This is a genomic window from Pseudarthrobacter sp. B4EP4b (assembly GCF_006680095.1).
Classification (GTDB): Bacteria; Actinomycetota; Actinomycetes; order Actinomycetales; family Micrococcaceae; genus Arthrobacter.
This window is the reverse complement of sequence record NZ_VHIJ01000006.1, coordinates 42,420-58,176: the sequence shown is the minus strand read 5'-3', so window position 1 is coordinate 58,176 and position 15,757 is coordinate 42,420. Positions and strand designations below refer to the sequence as shown.

At 66.3% G+C, this 15,757-nt stretch carries 16 protein-coding genes; 10 read left to right on the top strand and 6 right to left on the bottom strand.

The window, feature by feature from the left end:
* Positions 1-4 precede the first annotated feature (4 nt).
* From FNL14_RS02380 to nikE, 3 genes are read left to right on the top strand one after another with little or no spacing between them, the layout of a single operon-like run.
* Positions 5-946: an ABC transporter permease gene (locus FNL14_RS02380; RefSeq protein ID WP_142057345.1), complete on the top strand. Its 942-nt coding sequence runs from the start codon at positions 5-7 to the stop codon at positions 944-946.
* Positions 939-1,769 carry an ABC transporter permease gene (locus tag FNL14_RS02375; protein WP_142057343.1) on the top strand — a complete coding sequence of 277 codons (831 nt, stop codon included), beginning with the start codon at positions 939-941 and terminating at the stop codon, positions 1,767-1,769. Before FNL14_RS02380 ends, FNL14_RS02375 begins: the two co-directional genes overlap by 8 nt.
* Complete coding sequence (nikE, locus tag FNL14_RS02370; protein ID WP_142057341.1) at positions 1,766-3,415, top strand: ABC transporter ATP-binding protein; 1,650 nt, start codon at positions 1,766-1,768, stop codon at positions 3,413-3,415. Before FNL14_RS02375 ends, nikE begins: the two co-directional genes overlap by 4 nt.
* Here the strand turns inward: nikE and FNL14_RS02365 are convergent.
* Positions 3,372-4,448 (bottom strand): ATP-dependent DNA ligase, encoded by a 1,077-nt coding sequence (locus tag FNL14_RS02365; RefSeq protein ID WP_142057339.1) that lies wholly within the window; start codon positions 4,446-4,448, stop codon positions 3,372-3,374. The genes nikE and FNL14_RS02365 overlap by 44 nt on opposite strands.
* A 62-nt stretch (positions 4,449-4,510) precedes the next feature.
* Positions 4,511-5,434: an AEC family transporter gene (locus FNL14_RS02360; protein ID WP_142057443.1), complete on the bottom strand. Its 924-nt coding sequence runs from the start codon at positions 5,432-5,434 to the stop codon at positions 4,511-4,513.
* 172 nt (positions 5,435-5,606) lie between these two features.
* On the opposite strand from FNL14_RS02360, the gene FNL14_RS02355 reads away from it, so the two are divergent.
* From FNL14_RS02355 to FNL14_RS02340, 4 genes are all read left to right on the top strand, one after another.
* Positions 5,607-6,638: a TIGR03885 family FMN-dependent LLM class oxidoreductase gene (locus tag FNL14_RS02355; RefSeq protein ID WP_142057337.1), complete on the top strand. Its 1,032-nt coding sequence runs from the start codon at positions 5,607-5,609 to the stop codon at positions 6,636-6,638.
* On the top strand, positions 6,635-8,329 hold the full coding sequence (locus FNL14_RS02350) for an alpha-amylase family protein (protein WP_142057335.1): 1,695 nt from the start codon (positions 6,635-6,637) through the stop codon (positions 8,327-8,329). The genes FNL14_RS02355 and FNL14_RS02350 overlap by 4 nt, the downstream gene beginning before the upstream one ends.
* 40 nt (positions 8,330-8,369) lie before the next feature.
* A complete protein-coding gene (locus tag FNL14_RS02345) occupies positions 8,370-9,596 on the top strand; it encodes a pyridoxal phosphate-dependent aminotransferase (RefSeq protein ID WP_142057333.1) in 1,227 nt (408 codons plus the stop codon).
* A gap of 136 nt (positions 9,597-9,732) precedes the next feature.
* On the top strand, positions 9,733-9,969 hold the full coding sequence (locus tag FNL14_RS02340) for a hypothetical protein (protein WP_091419481.1): 237 nt from the start codon (positions 9,733-9,735) through the stop codon (positions 9,967-9,969).
* Positions 9,970-10,069: 100 nt separating this feature from the next.
* Here the strand turns inward: FNL14_RS02340 and FNL14_RS02335 are convergent, their stop codons facing one another.
* From FNL14_RS02335 to FNL14_RS02320, 4 genes are all read right to left on the bottom strand, one after another.
* Positions 10,070-10,357, bottom strand: a complete 288-nt coding sequence (locus tag FNL14_RS02335; RefSeq protein ID WP_142057331.1) for a MoaD/ThiS family protein — start codon at positions 10,355-10,357, stop codon at positions 10,070-10,072.
* On the bottom strand, positions 10,350-11,456 hold the full coding sequence (locus tag FNL14_RS02330; RefSeq protein WP_142057329.1) for an exo-alpha-sialidase: 1,107 nt from the start codon (positions 11,454-11,456) through the stop codon (positions 10,350-10,352). Before FNL14_RS02330 ends, FNL14_RS02335 begins: the two co-directional genes overlap by 8 nt.
* A gap of 66 nt (positions 11,457-11,522) precedes the next feature.
* Complete coding sequence (gene epsE, locus FNL14_RS02325) at positions 11,523-12,845, bottom strand: exopolysaccharide biosynthesis GT4 family glycosyltransferase EpsE (RefSeq protein ID WP_142057327.1); 1,323 nt, start codon at positions 12,843-12,845, stop codon at positions 11,523-11,525.
* Positions 12,846-12,921: 76 nt separating this feature from the next.
* Complete coding sequence (locus FNL14_RS02320) at positions 12,922-13,122, bottom strand: hypothetical protein (protein ID WP_091419476.1); 201 nt, start codon at positions 13,120-13,122, stop codon at positions 12,922-12,924.
* Between the two features lie 277 nt (positions 13,123-13,399).
* Between FNL14_RS02320 and FNL14_RS23210 the strand changes: the two genes are divergently transcribed.
* The 3 genes from FNL14_RS23210 to FNL14_RS02305 all read left to right on the top strand — a co-directional run bounded on the left by FNL14_RS23210 (position 13,400) and on the right by FNL14_RS02305 (position 15,639).
* Complete coding sequence (locus FNL14_RS23210) at positions 13,400-14,116, top strand: hypothetical protein (protein WP_255470676.1); 717 nt, start codon at positions 13,400-13,402, stop codon at positions 14,114-14,116.
* Between the two features lie 113 nt (positions 14,117-14,229).
* Positions 14,230-15,066: a class F sortase gene (locus FNL14_RS02310; protein ID WP_255470675.1), complete on the top strand. Its 837-nt coding sequence runs from the start codon at positions 14,230-14,232 to the stop codon at positions 15,064-15,066.
* A 54-nt stretch (positions 15,067-15,120) separates the two neighbouring features.
* Positions 15,121-15,639 (top strand): universal stress protein, encoded by a 519-nt coding sequence (locus tag FNL14_RS02305; protein ID WP_142057325.1) that lies wholly within the window; start codon positions 15,121-15,123, stop codon positions 15,637-15,639.
* Positions 15,640-15,757 lie beyond the last annotated feature (118 nt).

Here is a 15,757-nt window from a genome sequence, read left to right as displayed (position 1 = left end):
GCGAATGCTCCAGTTCATCACCAAACGGACGGCCACCCTGGTGGCCGCTGTTGTGGTGTCCTCCTTTGCGGTCTTCCTGATCCCCTACTTCACGCCCGGGGATCCGGTGCGCAAGATTATCCGCTCACGCGTGGCGGGCGATGCCATTGATGACGCTTCCGTTCAGGGCCTCAGCGAGAGCCTGGGCCTGAACGATCCCCTGGCCGTCCAGTACCTCCGGTGGCTCGGGGATTTCTTCAGCGGCGACATGGGCCTGTCCTTCGCCAGCCGCACACCAGTGGTGGAGCAGGTGCTGCCGGCGCTGTCCGTCACATTCAGCCTGGTGGCCATGGCACTGGTCCTGGCCGCCGCCGTGTCACTCCCGCTGGGAATCATTTCCGGACTGCGTCCCGGGAGCGGCGCGGACAAGGCCATCACAGCGGTGACCCAGGCCCTGATCGCCATGCCGGAATACTGGGTGGCACCCGTGCTGGTCCTGGTGTTCGCGCTGAAACTTTCAGTCCTGCCCACAGCCGGCTGGAACGACCTCTCCTCCGCGGTGCTGCCAGCCCTGACCCTTGCCCTGCGGCCCATCAGCTTCTTCACCTCGGCGGTCCGCGCCGGGATCGTCGATGCGGCAGCGGCAGAGCACGTGCCGGCCGCCCGGGCCCGCGGCCTGAGCCAAGGCCAGGCGATCCTCCGCCACGTGGTGCCGAACGGCCTGGTGCCGTTATCCACCCTGTTCGCGGTGTGGTTCGCCGGCCTCTTGGGCGGATCGGTCATTGTGGAGGTTATTTTCGCCGTGCCGGGGATGGGCAGGCTGCTCTTCGACGCCGTGGTGAACAGCGATATCCCGCTGGCCCAGGGCGGCGTAGTGGTTGTGGTGGCCCTCGCCGTCGGGGTGACCACTCTGGCGGACTTCGTCCACCGTTTCCTCAGCCGCACGGTGGGAGGAACCCTTGCGTAGCCGGTTCACCGTTTCCGCCGTGGCCGCCGCCGTCCTTGCCATTATTGTGCTGGCTGTGTTGCTGGCGCCCTGGATCTCGCCCTATCCCCCAGCCCAGCAGAACCTGGCCGAGCGCCTGGCCGGGCCATCGGCAAAGCACTGGCTGGGAACGGACAACCTGGGCCGGGACACCCTCAGCAGGATCCTCGAAGGCGGCCAGTTCTCCATGTCCGTGGCGGCGCTGGCCACGGTGCTGACCTGCCTGCTCGGCGTGGCCATCGGGATCCTGAGCGCGCGCCGGAGGGGCTGGGTGGATGAATTCCTGACCCGCAGCAACGACGTCCTGCTGGCCCTGCCGGAAATGGTGGTAGCCCTGTTCATCGTGGCGGCGCTGGGCACGGGCTTCGGGCCGCTGCTGCTCGCACTGACAGTGACAGGCTGGACACCCTTCGCCCGCCTGGCCCGGACCCTCGCGTACGACGTCTCAGCCCGCGGCTTTGTGGAGGCCGCCCGCGTGGTGGGCTGCCCGCCGTCGTTCATCATCCTCCGGCACGTACTGCCCCATCTCGCTGCGCCCATCCTGGGCCAGGCCACCCTGCGCTTCGGTCACCTGCTCATCAGTGTGGGTGCGCTCTCCTACCTTGGCCTGGGCGTCCAGCCGCCGCAGTCCGACTGGGGTTCCATGCTGGCGGCCGCGCAGCCCTTCGCGGACCGGGCACCGATGGGGATCCTCGCGCCGGGCCTGGTGATTTTTGTCGTGGCGCTCTGCGTCACCCTGATCGGCCAGCGCGCGGCGCACATGGCCGAGGCACCTTTGCTGCTGCCCCTGGCGGCGGAAAAATGAGCCCGCTGAACCCGGGGCTGGTCCTGGAGGGGCTGGAGGTGGGCCATCAAGGGCCCGACGGCGGGACTTCCCGCAGGCCCCTGCTCTCCGATGTCTCCCTGTCCGTGCAGCCCGGCGAGTTCGTTGCGCTGGTAGGCAGTTCCGGTTCGGGCAAGACACTGACGGCGATGTCCTGCCTGCGGCTTCTGCCGGCGGGCCTGGGCATCACCGGCGGTTCCATCCGGCTCGGCGGCCTCGACCTGACCCGCGCGTCAGAACAGGAACTCAACTCCGTGCGCGGCGGCAGGCTGGGGATGCTGTTCCAGCAGCCCAAACGGATGTTCAACCCGAACCGGACCATAGGGCAGCACCTCAAGGAACCCCTCCGCCTGCATGCCGGCCTGCGGGGTGCCAAGGCACTGAGCAAGGCCGTGGAACTGCTCGATGAAGTGGGCTTCGCAGATCCGGCCAAGGGCGCCCGGGCCTATCCGCACCAGCTCTCCGGAGGCATGGCGCAGCGCGCCATGACGGCCCTGGCGCTGGCAGGCCAGCCTGGGATGCTGCTGGCGGATGAGCCGACGTCGGCGCTGGACAAGGTGCTCGAACGCCAGATCCTGCAGCTGCTGGACAGGGAACGCCGGGAACGCGGCCTGGGCATCCTGTACATCACGCACAACATCGCGTCCGTGGCCGCCTATGCGGACCGGGTGCTGGTGATGAACGCCGGCAGCATTGTGGAGGCCGGTCCTGCCGGTGACCTGCTCACGCGGCCGCAAACCTCCTACGCCCGCGAGCTGCTGGCCGCCGCACGGCTGGCGCCCGAGTCCCGCCGTCGTCCGCCGTCTACCGAACGGGACGTCCTGGTGCTGGACAGGGTGGGCAAGCATTTCGGGCCGCGGCGGAAAGCGGGGCATACCGCGCTGCAGGACGTCTCGCTGACCCTGCGGCGCGGAGAAATCCTGGGCGTGCTGGGCCAGTCGGGCTCAGGCAAAAGCACCCTGGCCAAGGCCATCGTCGGCCTGGAAACTGCCAGCACTGGATCCATTACCCGGCACCTGGACGCAACCGGCGCGCGGCAGGCCACCGCGGTGCAGCTGGTATTCCAGGAACCGCACGGCGCCTTTGATCCGCGGATGACGCTGCGCACCAGCCTGCAGGCACCGCTGCGCCCCCGCCGCGACCTGTCGCCGGAAGAGCGCGATGAGCGGATCGCCGCCGCGATGGCCGAGGTGGAACTGGACGCGGCGCTCCTGGACAAGCGGCCGGGCCAGTGCTCCGGCGGGCAGCTGCAGCGGGCCACCATTGCCCGTGCCCTGCTGCTGGAACCCCAGGTCCTGATCTGCGACGAGGCCACCTCAGCCCTGGACGCACTGACCCAGCGCACTATCCTGAAACTGCTCCTGCGGCTGCAGCGCGAACACAATCTCTCCCTCATCGTGATCTCGCATGACATGGATGTGGTCCGGTACATGTGCGACCGGGTGGCTGTCCTGCTTGAGGGCGAGGTGGTGGAAGTGGCTGAAACGAAAGACTTCTTCGCGGCGCCGCGGCACCCGCACAGCCAGGCGCTGGTGGAAGCCTCAATCCCCTGCCGTGCGGACGGGCTGTGGAGTGTTCTGGACGCTACGGCCGTCCGGTCTCCAGCACCGAGGCAAGGTCAAAGCTGACCGGTTCCTCCAGCTGCCCATAGGTGCACGATTCCGGCTCCCGGTCCGGCCGCCAGCGGTTGAACTGCGCGGTGTGCCGGAACCTGTCGCCTTCCATGTGGTCGTAGCGGACCTCCACCACCAGCTCCGGGCGCAGCGGCACAAAGGAGAGGTCCTTGCCGGCGCTCCAGCGGCTGCCTTCGGCGTTGCGCGGAGTCCGTTCGCCTTCCTCCTGCTTTGCCCAGGCCCAGGGGTGGTTGTCAAAGTCGGTGACCAGCGGCTGAAGCTGTTCGAACAGTTCCTGGCGGCGCTTCATGGGGAACGCGCCGATCACGCCCACGCTGGCCAGGCCGCCGTCGTCCTTGTACAAGCCGAGCAGCAGCGAGCCGATGGCGTCCGGCCCGCTCTTGTGCAGGCGGTAGCCGGCCACCACGCAGTCGGCGGTGCGCTCGTGCTTGGTTTTGAACATCACCCGCTTGTCCGGCTCGTACCGTCCGTCCAGGCGTTTGGCCACCACCCCGTCCAGCCCCGCGCCTTCAAACTGCTCGAACCATTGGGTGGCGGTGTCCTTGTCCGTGGTGGCCGCAGTGAGGTGGACGGGAGCCTTGCTGGCCGCGAGCGCCTTCTCGAGTGCCGCCCGCCGTTCCGTGAAGGGCCGGCCGGTGTAGTCATCCTCGCCCAGGGCCAGCAGGTCAAACGCCACGAACGAGGCCGGAGTCTGCGCCGCCAGCAGCTTCACCCGGCTGGCGGCGGGATGGATCCGCTGCTGGAGGGCGTCGAAATCCAGCCGGTCGCCCGAGGTTCCGATCAGGATGATCTCACCGTCCACCACGCACCGCGGCGGCAGATTCTCCTTCAGCGCCTTCACGAGCTCGGGGAAGTAGCGGGTCATGGGCTTTTCGTTGCGGCTGCCGATCTCCAGCTCGTCGCCGTCGCGGAAGATGATGGACCGGAACCCGTCCCATTTGGGCTCGTAGCTGAGGTCTCCTTCAGGGATGCCGCTGACGGCCTTGGCGAGCATGGGCGGGACGGGTGGCATCACGGGAAGTTCCATGCTGCCCATTCTTGCCCGGCAACCTCCCCCGGCGGAAGACTGCCGCTGGTAGAAGACCAGAGCTACGCTGCCAGCAGCCAAACGATGAGGATCAGGGCCGGGGCGGCCGCCGCCGTCGAGAGAAGGATGGTTTCCCTGGCCACCGCAACGCCGCGCCCGTACTTGCCGGCGAACAGGAACACGTTCTGGGCGGAGGGCAGCGCCGCCATCAGCACCACGCCCAGGAGCATGTGGTGCTCCAGGTTGAACAGGAAACGTCCGACGACGAACGCCACCAGCGGCATCACCGCCGACTTGAGCGCGGTGGCGGTAAGGATTTCCGCCGTGTGCCCACCGCTTTGCAGCATCCGGCTCCCGTGCAGGGACATGCCGAAGGCCAGCAGGACCACCGGGACGGCCGCGCCGCCCAGCAGTGCCAGCGGCGCCATCACCGGATCAGGAAGTTTCACGTTCAGCGCGGCCAGGACCACGCCCAGCAGGGATGCAATGATCATGGGGTTGCGGAAGGGCTGCGTGAGCAGCAGTCGCGGCGAGAACCGCCGTGCTTCGGAGAGGTCCAGCAGGGTGAGGACCAGCGGGGCGAACAGGAGCAGCTGGACCAGCAGGACGGGGGCCACCGGGGTTGCATCGCCCAGGGCGTACAACGTGATGGGGATGCCGATGTTGTTGGCGTTGACGTAGGAACTGGCCATGGCCCCGATGGCCGTCTCGGCAAGCGGCCGGCGGAACCACAGGCGGCTGGCCACGACGTACAGCAGGGCCGTGGCTGCTGCCGTGATCAGGGCCAGCGGAACGTAGGCGGAGAACACCACCGAGATATCGGATTCGAGCACCACCGTAAATAGCAGCACCGGGTTGGTGATGAAGAAGGCGGTCCGCGTCAGCGCCGAGACAGTGGGCTCCCCGCCCAGCCCGCACCGCGCGGCAATGTAGCCCACCGCAATGACGACGCCGATCACCGCCAGCCCGATCAGCACACCGCCCACAAGTGGTACTTCCTTCCCGTTCCGCCGCCTGCGCAGGCTCACGACGAGCGCAGTGTTACAAGTTATAAACTTATCTGACAAGTGCCGGCCTGCCATCAACAGCCCCGCCGCGGGGCTTGCCACCGGAGGGAAACCCTCGACACAGCCCACGCCGGACAGGTAGAGATTAACGATGGTTACTGTCGGCTTCCACGCCTCCCACGAACAGATCAGCCCAGGCCAGCTGCTCAAGGACGTCCAGCACGCAGAACACGCTGGCTTTGATGCGGCCATGTGCTCGGACCACTTCGAGCCGTGGAGTGCGCGGCAGGGACACTCCGGCTTCGCCTGGTCCTGGCTGGGAGCCGCGCTGGCCACCACCGGTCTTCGCTTCGGCGTGGTGACGGCGCCCGGCCAGCGGTACCACCCGGCCATCATCGCCCACGCGTCCGCCACCCTGGCCAGCATGTTCCCGGGCCGCTTCTGGTTCGCCCCGGGCAGCGGCGAGAACATGAACGAGCACATCACCGGTGACGGCTGGCCGGCCAAGGACGTGCGCCAGCGCCGGCTGGAGGAGTGCGTGGAGGTGATCCGGCGGCTGCACCGCGGCGAGGAGGTCACCCACCGCGGCCTGGTGACAGTGGAGCAGGCACGGATCTGGGACGTCCCGGAGACCCCGCCGCCGCTGATCGCGCCCGCCGTCAGTGTGGACACGGCCCGGCGTGCGGCGGCCTGGGCGGACGGCCTGGTCACCGTGAACCAGCCAGCCGCCACCCTCAAGGAGATGCTCGCCGCCTACCGGGACAACGGCGGGACGGGCAAAGCTGTCCTGCAGGTCCATTTGTCCTGGGCCGGGAGCGAGGACGAGGCGGTGGCAGTTGCCCTGGACCAGTGGCGCACCAACACCTACCCTCCGCCCATACCCTGGGACCTGCCCACAGCCGGGCATTTCGACGCGGTGGGCGAACACGTGACAGCGGAGCAGGTCCGCACAACGGTCAACGTCTCGGCAAGCCTGGACCGGCACGTGGAGTGGCTCGGCGGCTATGCCGACCTGGGCTTCGACGAGCTTTACCTGCACTTCGTGGGCCAGGAGCAGGCACCGTTCATCGACACGTTTGCCGCGGAGGTGCTGCCGCGGCTGCGCGCGCCCGGCAGCAGCACCCCGGCGGTCCCGCAGTTCGCGGCGGCCGGTGCCGAACCGGCGTCGGACGTAACAGCATGAGGCTCGCCGAAACATCGGACCTCTGGTGGAAGAACGCAGTGATCTACTGCCTGGACGTGGAGACATTTTTCGACGACGACGGCGATGGCTGCGGCGACTTCGCGGGCCTGACCCAGCGCGTGGACTACCTGGCAGCCCTGGGCGTGACCTGCATCTGGCTGATGCCGTTCTACCCGTCGCCGGACCGGGACGATGGATACGACGTCACCGATTTCTTCACCGTTGACCCCCGGCTGGGCACCATGGGTGACCTGGTGGAGTTCATCCGCGCCGCCCGGGACCGGGGCATGCGGGTCATCGCCGACTTCGTGGTGAATCACACCTCGGACCAGCACCCCTGGTTCGTCGAAGCCCGGAAGTCCAAGGACAACAAGTACCGGGACTACTACGTGTGGCGCAGCGACACACCCCCGGACACCTCCGCTGAAGTGGTGTTCCCCGGCGAGGAGACCTCCCTGTGGAACAAGGATGACGCCACCGGCGAGTGGTACCTGCACATGTTCGCCAAGCACCAGCCGGACCTGAACGTCACCAACCCCGCCGTACGCAACGAGATTGCCAAGGCCATGGGCCTGTGGCTGGAACTGGGACTGGACGGTTTCCGGCTGGACGCCGTGCCCTTCTTCCTCGAAACCCGCGGCCAGCCCAAGGACGAGGCTGCCAACAGGGATCCGCACGACTACCTCACGGCATTGCGCAGCTTCCTTAACCGCCGCAACGGCAGCGCGGTGCTGCTCGGCGAGGTGAACCTGCCGTACAAGGAACAGCTGGAGTACTTCGGCGGCCCCGAGGGCAATGAACTGAACATGCAGTTCGACTTCCTGTCCATGCAGCACCTCTACCTCTCGCTCGCCCGGCAGGATGCGCGGCCCCTGGCCGAGACCCTCAAGAGCCGTCCACAGCTGCACCCGGACAACCAGTGGGCCATGTTTGTGCGCAACCATGACGAACTCACCCTGGACAAACTCACGGACGCCGAGCGCGGGGAGGTTTTTGCCGCCTTCGGGCCCGCGAAGAACATGCAGATCTATGGGCGCGGCCTGCGCCGCCGGCTTCCACCGATGCTGGACGGCGACCAGGAACGCCTGCGGATGGTGTACTCACTCATGTTCTCCCTGCCCGGCACCCCCGTGCTGTTCTACGGGGAAGAGATCGGCATGGGTGAGGACCTCCGGCTCAAAAGCAGGGCCGCCGTGCGCACTCCCATGCAGTGGAGTGACGGGAAAAACGGGGGCTTTTCCACGGCCAAGGCGGCGGACCTGGCCGTTCCCCTGGCACGGGGAGAATACGGCCCCGAACACGTCAACGCGGCAGCCGCCAGGCGGGACCCGGACTCGCTGTTCAACTTCATGGCCACGCTGATCCTGCGGTACCGGGAGAACGCCGAGCTGGGGTGGGGCGGCTTCGCCCTCATCGATCAGCCCGAGCCGGCGGTTTTCGCCCACACCTGCAGCTCGGACGGCGGCCTGCTGGTGCTCCTGCACAACCTGGGGGCGGACCCGGTGAAGGTCACTGCCTCGGCGGGTGCCCCGGATGGACCGGCGGGCGCTTTCAGGGATGCGTCCCTGCTGGACGTGTTCGACGGCGGCAGCGTGCCGTTGGAGCCCGACGGCGGCTTCACGGTGGAGCTGGGCCGTTACGGTTTCCGCTGGCTCCGGGTGCACCGGAAAGGGGACCGGCTGGCACCGTAACCGGGGGCACCGGAGGCGGGCGTTTGTGAAAAGATCAACCATGCGCGCCATGCAACATTCCAGCAAACTCCAGAACGTCCGGTACGAACTTCGCGGGCCGATCCTCCAGGCAGCCAAGAACATGGAGGCGGAGGGCCACCGGATCCTGAAGATGAACCTGGGCGATACTGCGCCGTTCGGCCTGGAGACGCCGGAATCGGTGGTGGTGGACATGATCCACCACCTGCGGGGCGCGCAGGGCTACAGCGACTCCAAGGGGATCTTCTCCGCACGGACGGCCATCTCGCAGTATTACCAGACCCGCGGCCTGATGCAGATCGGCGTGGAGGACGTCTTCATCGGCAATGGGGTCAGCGAGTTGATTTCCATGTGCCTGCAGGCCTTTATGGAGAACGGCGACGAAATCCTGGTCCCGGCACCGGATTACCCGCTGTGGACGGCAGCAGTGACCTTGACCGGCGGAACGCCTGTCCATTACCTGTGTGACGAGGCAGAGAACTGGTGGCCGGACATGGCCGATGTCGAGGCAAAGATCACCAGCCGGACCAAGGGCATCGTGATCATCAATCCGAACAACCCCACCGGGGCCGTCTACCCCCGCCGCATCCTGGAGCAGTTCGCCGCCCTGGCCCGGAAGCACAACCTGGTCCTCTTTTCCGACGAAATCTACGAGAAGGTGCTCTACGGGGATGCCGTGCACATCCACACTGCGGCCGTTGCCGAGGACATTTGCTGCCTGACCTTCAGCGGCCTGTCCAAGGCCTACCGGATGCCCGGCTACCGCGCCGGGTGGGTTGCCGTCACCGGGCCCCTGGCCGCCACCGCCGCGTACCGCGAGGGCCTGGAACTGCTGGCATCCCTGAGGTTGTGCCCCAACGTTCCTGCCCAGCATGCTATCCAGACCTGCCTGGGCGGCTACCAGAGCATCGAGGCGCTGGTGCGCCCGGGCGGCCGGCTCCGGGAACAGCGGGACCTCGCGCACAAGCTGCTGACCGTCATCCCGGGCATCACCTGCGTCCCGGCAGAGGGGGCCATGTACCTGTTTCCCCGGCTGGACCCTGAGCTTTATCCGATCGCCAGCGACGAGCAGTTTGTGCTGGACCTGCTGAGGGACCAGAAGATCCTGGTATCCCACGGTTCGGCGTTCAACTGGCCCACCCCGGACCACTTCCGGTTTGTGATCCTCCCGTCCGTCCTGGACATCGAGGAAGCCGTACGCCGGATCTCAACGTTCCTCGCCGCCTACCGGAACCGCGAGGCGGCGTAGCGCCGTTGGCAGGAAACAGCTCCGGCCCAAAGAACTAACCCGCGCCTAACCATCAGGAAACCAGGGCGCAACATTGCCCCTCCACACTGGTAGTGCAGGCAAGAGCCGGCACCAGCTCCAGCCAGGAGGTCCCGCCATGTTGAAGAAAGCAGCAGCCCATGTAACCCGGGTCCGCACATTGGACCAGCTCCGCCGCGGCGATGAAATTGAAGCCCGCCTCTCGGTTGGCCCTTCCTACGATGACGTAGTGATCCGCCGGGGCAGGGTCCAGGAAACAGCGCCGGGAATCGGTGTGGTGTGGATCCAGGACAGGATTACCGGCCTGCGCAAAGCAATCAATACGGACGAATGCAGCGTATGGCGGGTCGCCTGAGCCGGACTCGCGGCAGCGCCGGAGAAACCAGGCCGCGGCAGCGGGTGTAGTCAGTAAGGACTGCCCGCAGCTTGCGAAGCTTGAGCCCCCGGCCGTGGCGTCAGCCGCCGGCCACTGACTGGATAACCAGAACCTCCTGGCCTGGTGCCACTTCAGTGTCCAGGCCCTGCAGCCGACGCACCTCGTCACCATCCACGTAGACATTCACGAACCGCCGCAAGGCTCCCGTCTCGTCCCGGAGCCGCCTGCCCAGCACGGCGAAGTCGGCGGTGACGGAATCCAGCAGTTTTGCCACGGTCAGGGGCCCGTCGGCGGGCGCAGTCAGGACGGACTGCCCGCCGGCCAGCGGCTGCAGGATGCTGGGAAGCACCACCGAAATGTCAGGCACCGGCCACCACTGCCGCCCGCACGCACAGGACGTCGGGCAAGTGCGACGCCACTTCCGCAAACGTCTCCCCTTCGTCGGCGCTGGCGTAGACCGTACCCCCGCGTGTTCCAAAGTAGACCCCTGCCGGCTCCGCCGTATCCACCGATGCGGCGTCGCGCAGGACGCTGTTGTACTCGCCACGGGGAAGCCCGTTGTCCAGCCTCCTCCAGCTGCCGCCGGCGTCATCCGTGCGGTGGACCGCCAGTTCTCCGTTGGGCGGGATACGCTCGCCGTCTGCCTTCAGCGGCACCACCCAGGCCGTTCCTTCCCGCCGCGGGTGGGTCAGCATCACGAAGCCGAAGTCTGCCGGCAGGCCCTCGGCAATGGAGGTCCAGCTCTCCGCGTTGTCATCCGTGCGGTACACACCGTGGTGGTTCTGGGCATAAAGGCGGCCGTCGACGGCGGCATCCGCCGCGATCTTGTGCACGCATTGTCCAAACTCGGGGTTGGGATCGGGCATGAAGTAGGCCCAGATCCCCTTGTTGCGCGCCTCCCAGGAAGTGCCGCCGTCGAGCGAGCGGTAGACACCGCCGGTGCTCATGGCAACGTGGACGGTTTCACCTGCGGGATGCACCACGATGGAATGGGCGGCCGCGCCGCCGTAGCCGGCGCCCCAATCGCTGCGGTGCGGGTGGTCCCAGAGGCCCCGGTTCAGCTCGAAGTGTTCGCCGCCGTCCGTGGACTTCCACACGGAGATAGGTTCCGCACCTGCCCAGACCACTCCGGGGCGGGACTCCGCGTCCGGATAAATCTGCCAGATGCGTTCCAGTGCGGCGCCCGTGTCTTCGGGAAACGTGATGGCACCCTGTTCGGGCTCGGACCACGTGGCGCCGAGATCGTCCGAGTGGGCCACCGTTGGCCCCCAATGCTCGTTCCGGACACCCACCATGATCCGGGTGCGGCCTTCCCGGGTGTCGATCCCAATGCTGGGAATCTCACTCATCAGAAAATGCGGGCCGGTGAAAGACCATTCGCGCCTGTCCGGGCTGGTTGCCAGCCACAGGCCTTTTTTGGTTCCGACCGCTAAGACAAAACTTCCTTGGGTTGCCATGCCCACCATGCAACCACCGCCCCGGGCAGGCCGCAACGTTTTTAGGGGTACAGCGCCAAATGGTGGTGCTGGTTTTCACCGGGCAGTCATGGGCCCAGCCAGCTCCAAGAGCACCTCAGCACTGTTGGGAGCGAGGTCACGTGCCTCCGCGGTAGCGGCAGCAGCGGCTGCGAGAGATTCGGCAAGCTCGGGATCGCGCAAAACCCTGGAAACGGCGGCAGCCAGGGAGGGGGGATCGGCGACGGGGAAGAGTACGCCATCGGTACCGTCTTGAACCAGCTGCGGGTTGCCTCCCGCATCTGTGACCACCGTTGGGAGGCCTGCAGCCATCGCCTCCATTACCGCTACGCCAAAGGGCTCGCCCAGGCTGGCCAGAACGAATGCATGCGCCCTGTGAAGCCGGTGGATAACTTCCGTCTCCGGTAACGCACCCAGGAGCTGCACAGTGCCCTCAAGGCCCAGTTCGCGGATCAGCCTCTCCAGTTCCCGCCTGTATCCATTACCGCCCGCCTCGTCCTCGCCAGCGATGGCACAGTGGACGGGAAGGCCGTCCTCCCGCAGCAGTTTTATCGCCTTGATGAGGTCAGCATGTCCTTTTGCCGGGTTCAGTCTTCCGCAGGAGAACAGGTTGATCTGGCCTTCACCGCGCCAGGCGACGTAAGGCGTTTGCCGTCGTAGCCGGTAGAGTCCAACACCCATTCCGCAGAGCGGAAGACGTGCGGGAAGCGTTGAGACAGCTGCTTGCAACTCGCGGCGGAATTGCTCCGTAATCACGATTCCAGCCTTGGCAGCGCTCCATTTGTCCTGTTGGTCTGGCCCGTAATCAGACAGCCCTCCATGCAACGTAAGGCTGAACGGGCATGAGCCAAAGATCCGGGCGAACCGTGCCACGTCTGCAGCTGACGCACATGAATGAACATGCATGTGATCCCAGCGCCGCAGCCGGGACAACTGCGCCAGCCGGGCGCCGAGGAGGACTGCAGCCAGAAGTGGGCCGCGCGTCCCCAGGGTGCGTTCACTTCGGAACACCTGCACCGCCGCGCTTGACCAGGCCACGGGGCCTGCGGCGAGCATCCTGCCCAGGGCACCAAGCAGCGCTGATGTACGGAGCGGGAAGAGGTAGGTGGTGGATGCCCTTGCTTCAGCGCTCCATTCGTGGGATTGCACCTGCACTACGGGGGCGCGTGTGCTCACTTGGTCGACGTGGGCACCGAGACGTTTCAGCTCATGCAGTTCCCGCCAAAACATGATGTGTGTTTGGCCGGGGAATTCCGGGACGAGGTAGCCTATGCGGATTGAAGACCGTCCTGCCCCGGATGATTTCTGCTGACGCTTTTCCCCGCCCTTGAGGTCGTCGCGGAAAGGGACTCCCCCGTTGGAGCTCGCTTCGGTTGCCATGCGCCCATGCAACCAGTGCGGCGGGAGGGTGGCAACGGTTTGGACGTCGTCCTGTGGAACACCGCAGCTGGGGGTGTCAGTCCACGAACTCCGACTGCGTCTCGATGAAGTCCCAGTCCGCCGCCGTCAGCACCGCCGCGGGGTTCTCCGGATGGGGACCACCGGCCTCAGCGATCCCCTGGAGGACCGGAAGCGGAAGTTCCCCAGCACGAAGGTTCTCCCGCAGCCACTCCTTGCTCGCGAGGTCCAGGTCCAGCCACCACATGAATATTTGCATCTGTCCACGCCCTTTCGTCCAATTCAACGTTAGGCGTGGGTCCGGCGGGCTACAAGGGATTGGGAGCGCGGGCAAGTAGGGCTGCGGAATTTTCGGGTACCCACAAGTAACCGGCACTTCGGCTGTCCCGGAAAGACGAGTACCGCCTACTCGCGACTGGTTCCTGCCGCCCGCCTAGCCTGAAATCTCACGCAAGCTGACCGTGCTGCTGGGGCATTCGGCGCAATCGCTACTCCTCCTCATCATGGTCCGTTCAATACACACTGGGGAGAAAACAATGAAACGTACTTTTGCCACTCTGGGGGTTGTGGGGCTGGGGCTGGGGATGATCAGCGTCACCGCGCCGGCCATCGCAGCCTCCGAGCGGGTTGTCGTTTGCCATACGGACGGGTCAACCTGGACACCGCTGGAGTTCAGCGTCAACGGCGTCGGGGGCCATGATCAGCATGCCACCGACATCATCCCGCCGACTCCGAAGGCACCGGAAGGCAAGAATTGGACGAACGCCGGAAAGCTGCTTTACATCGCGCAGTGTGCTGAACTTCCGGCTGGTGAGGAGCCACCGGTGGTTGAGCCGCCCGTCGTGAACCCACCCGTCGTGGACCCACCCGTGGTGAACCCGCCGGTCGTGGAACCGCCCGTCGTCGAACCTCCGGCGGTAGTCACACCCGTCGTGGAAACTCCTGTGGTTACCCCTGTCCAGCAGGCCGCGGTGGTTCCGCCGGCTGCAGTCCCGCCGGCAGCAGCGCCCGTCGTCGTTCCTCAAACCCCGGCGGTTGTCCAGCCGCCCGTAAGCCAGCCCCGGCAGCAAGCCGCTGCAGTTGCCGGCGCAGGAGCAACGGCCAACTTGGGGACCAACCAGGGCTACAACGCCCAGACGGCGGTGGGCGGCTCCAACAGCCCGTCCTGGCTGGCAGGCGTGGTCGCATTGTTGGCAGCAGGTGCGGCAGTGGCTTTCCGCCGCAGCCGCCGTACGCAGCTCCTGGCCGATTGAAACAAACCGGCTGACACCGGTTGCGCCGCAAACCGCGGCTTCCTGACAGGAAGGCGTCCCGCCAGTGCCCGGCGGGGCGCCTTCCTTTCTACCTGCAAGTGTTGAGGAGCAGCATGTTCAAGGAACGCAGCCGGCACGTGGTCCGGAAGGAGCGCAGGCGGCACGTGGTCCGGAAGGAGCGCAGGCGGCGGAGCTGGAACCGGGGAGACCTGGCCATCCTCCTGTTCGGGGTTCTGGCCTTTCTGTCCCTGACCTTCGGCGCACCGCTTTTCCACCACATGCAGGTGGCTGCCGGCGGAAACAGTGCAGTGCTGGGATCTCCGGCGGCCGGGATCGTTTCCCGGGACGCCGCCCCTAAGGCCACGGAAACGGCGGCGGCAGGGGGGACCAAGGCGGCGGACGGAACCGGGGCAGACGGCTCGGGGGCGGCTGAAGGGCAGGCGCAGGCCCTGGCCAATTCGGCCCTCCAGCCACCCTTGCCTCTCCAGCCGCCTTCCCCGGCCCTACCGGCAGCGGCTGAACCACTGCGTATCCGCTATGCCTCCGCCGGGCTGGACATTCCGGTCCATCCGCTTGATGTGGATGCTGCAGCCCAAGCCAGCCAAACGGTGGAGCCGCCGGCCACCAAGGACGGCTACTGGCTGACACCCTTTGGGAGCCCGGGGCAGGGATCAACAAACACCACATACGTGATCGGACACAGCTGGGAAGGGGCCGACGCACCGTTCAACCACTTGAGCTCAGCGGCGGCTGTGGGCGACAGGTTTGAGGTGGACACCGCAACCGGCACCATCCCCTACACGGTGGACAACGTGACCACCTACGTGAAGTCCAGCCTTAAGGACAGCCCCATTTGGAGCATCGTGCCAAACCGGCTGGTTCTGATCAGCTGCTTCACGGAGGACCCCTGGGGCAAGAATGTGGTGGTCACGGCTTCACCTGCTTCGTGACGGGCCACACTAATTGCCCTGTTCAAAGGCTGTCCGGGAGGCCGAGAATGAGCTATGACATCAGATCGGTTCAGCGGTTCATCCCCCCTGCTGGTAGGCATCGCGCCCAAGCAGCATCCTGAGGTGCTGCAGACCGCCGCGATCCTCGCCGCCCGCCTCAAAAGGCCGTTGCTCTGCGCTTACGTTGACGAGGCCAGCTACCTGGTGGAATGGGATCCTGCACGCTCCGCCCACCGGCTCTCCCTCCACCCGGACACGGACGACGACGAAATCAGGGCTGTATCGTCCGAGCTGCGGGGTGCCATAGAAGCAGCGATGGCCCATGTGCCAGCCGAAGCCGGGCGCACAGAGTGGACATTCCGCACCCTTGCGGGTGATCCTGCCCGCGCCCTGGCCAGGCTTGCAGCAGAGAGTGATGCACCGATGATTGTGGTGGGCACCTCGGAGCGGGGGTTCACCCACCGGCTTACCGAAGCACTCAATGGGTCGGTTGGGGCGTGGCTGGTGCACCACCAGAGCCGCCCGGTACTCGTAGTTCCCTACCGGATGCCGGCCCATGAGGACCGGACTTGACCCTTCGGCATCATGCTGTTCGAGCCGAATTAAGAGCGAAGAAAGTAAAGCGAAAGTAGTTATTCGATGTGCTGGCGGAGGTGACTACCACCCAGTAAGCTGAATCAAGCAGGCCGGT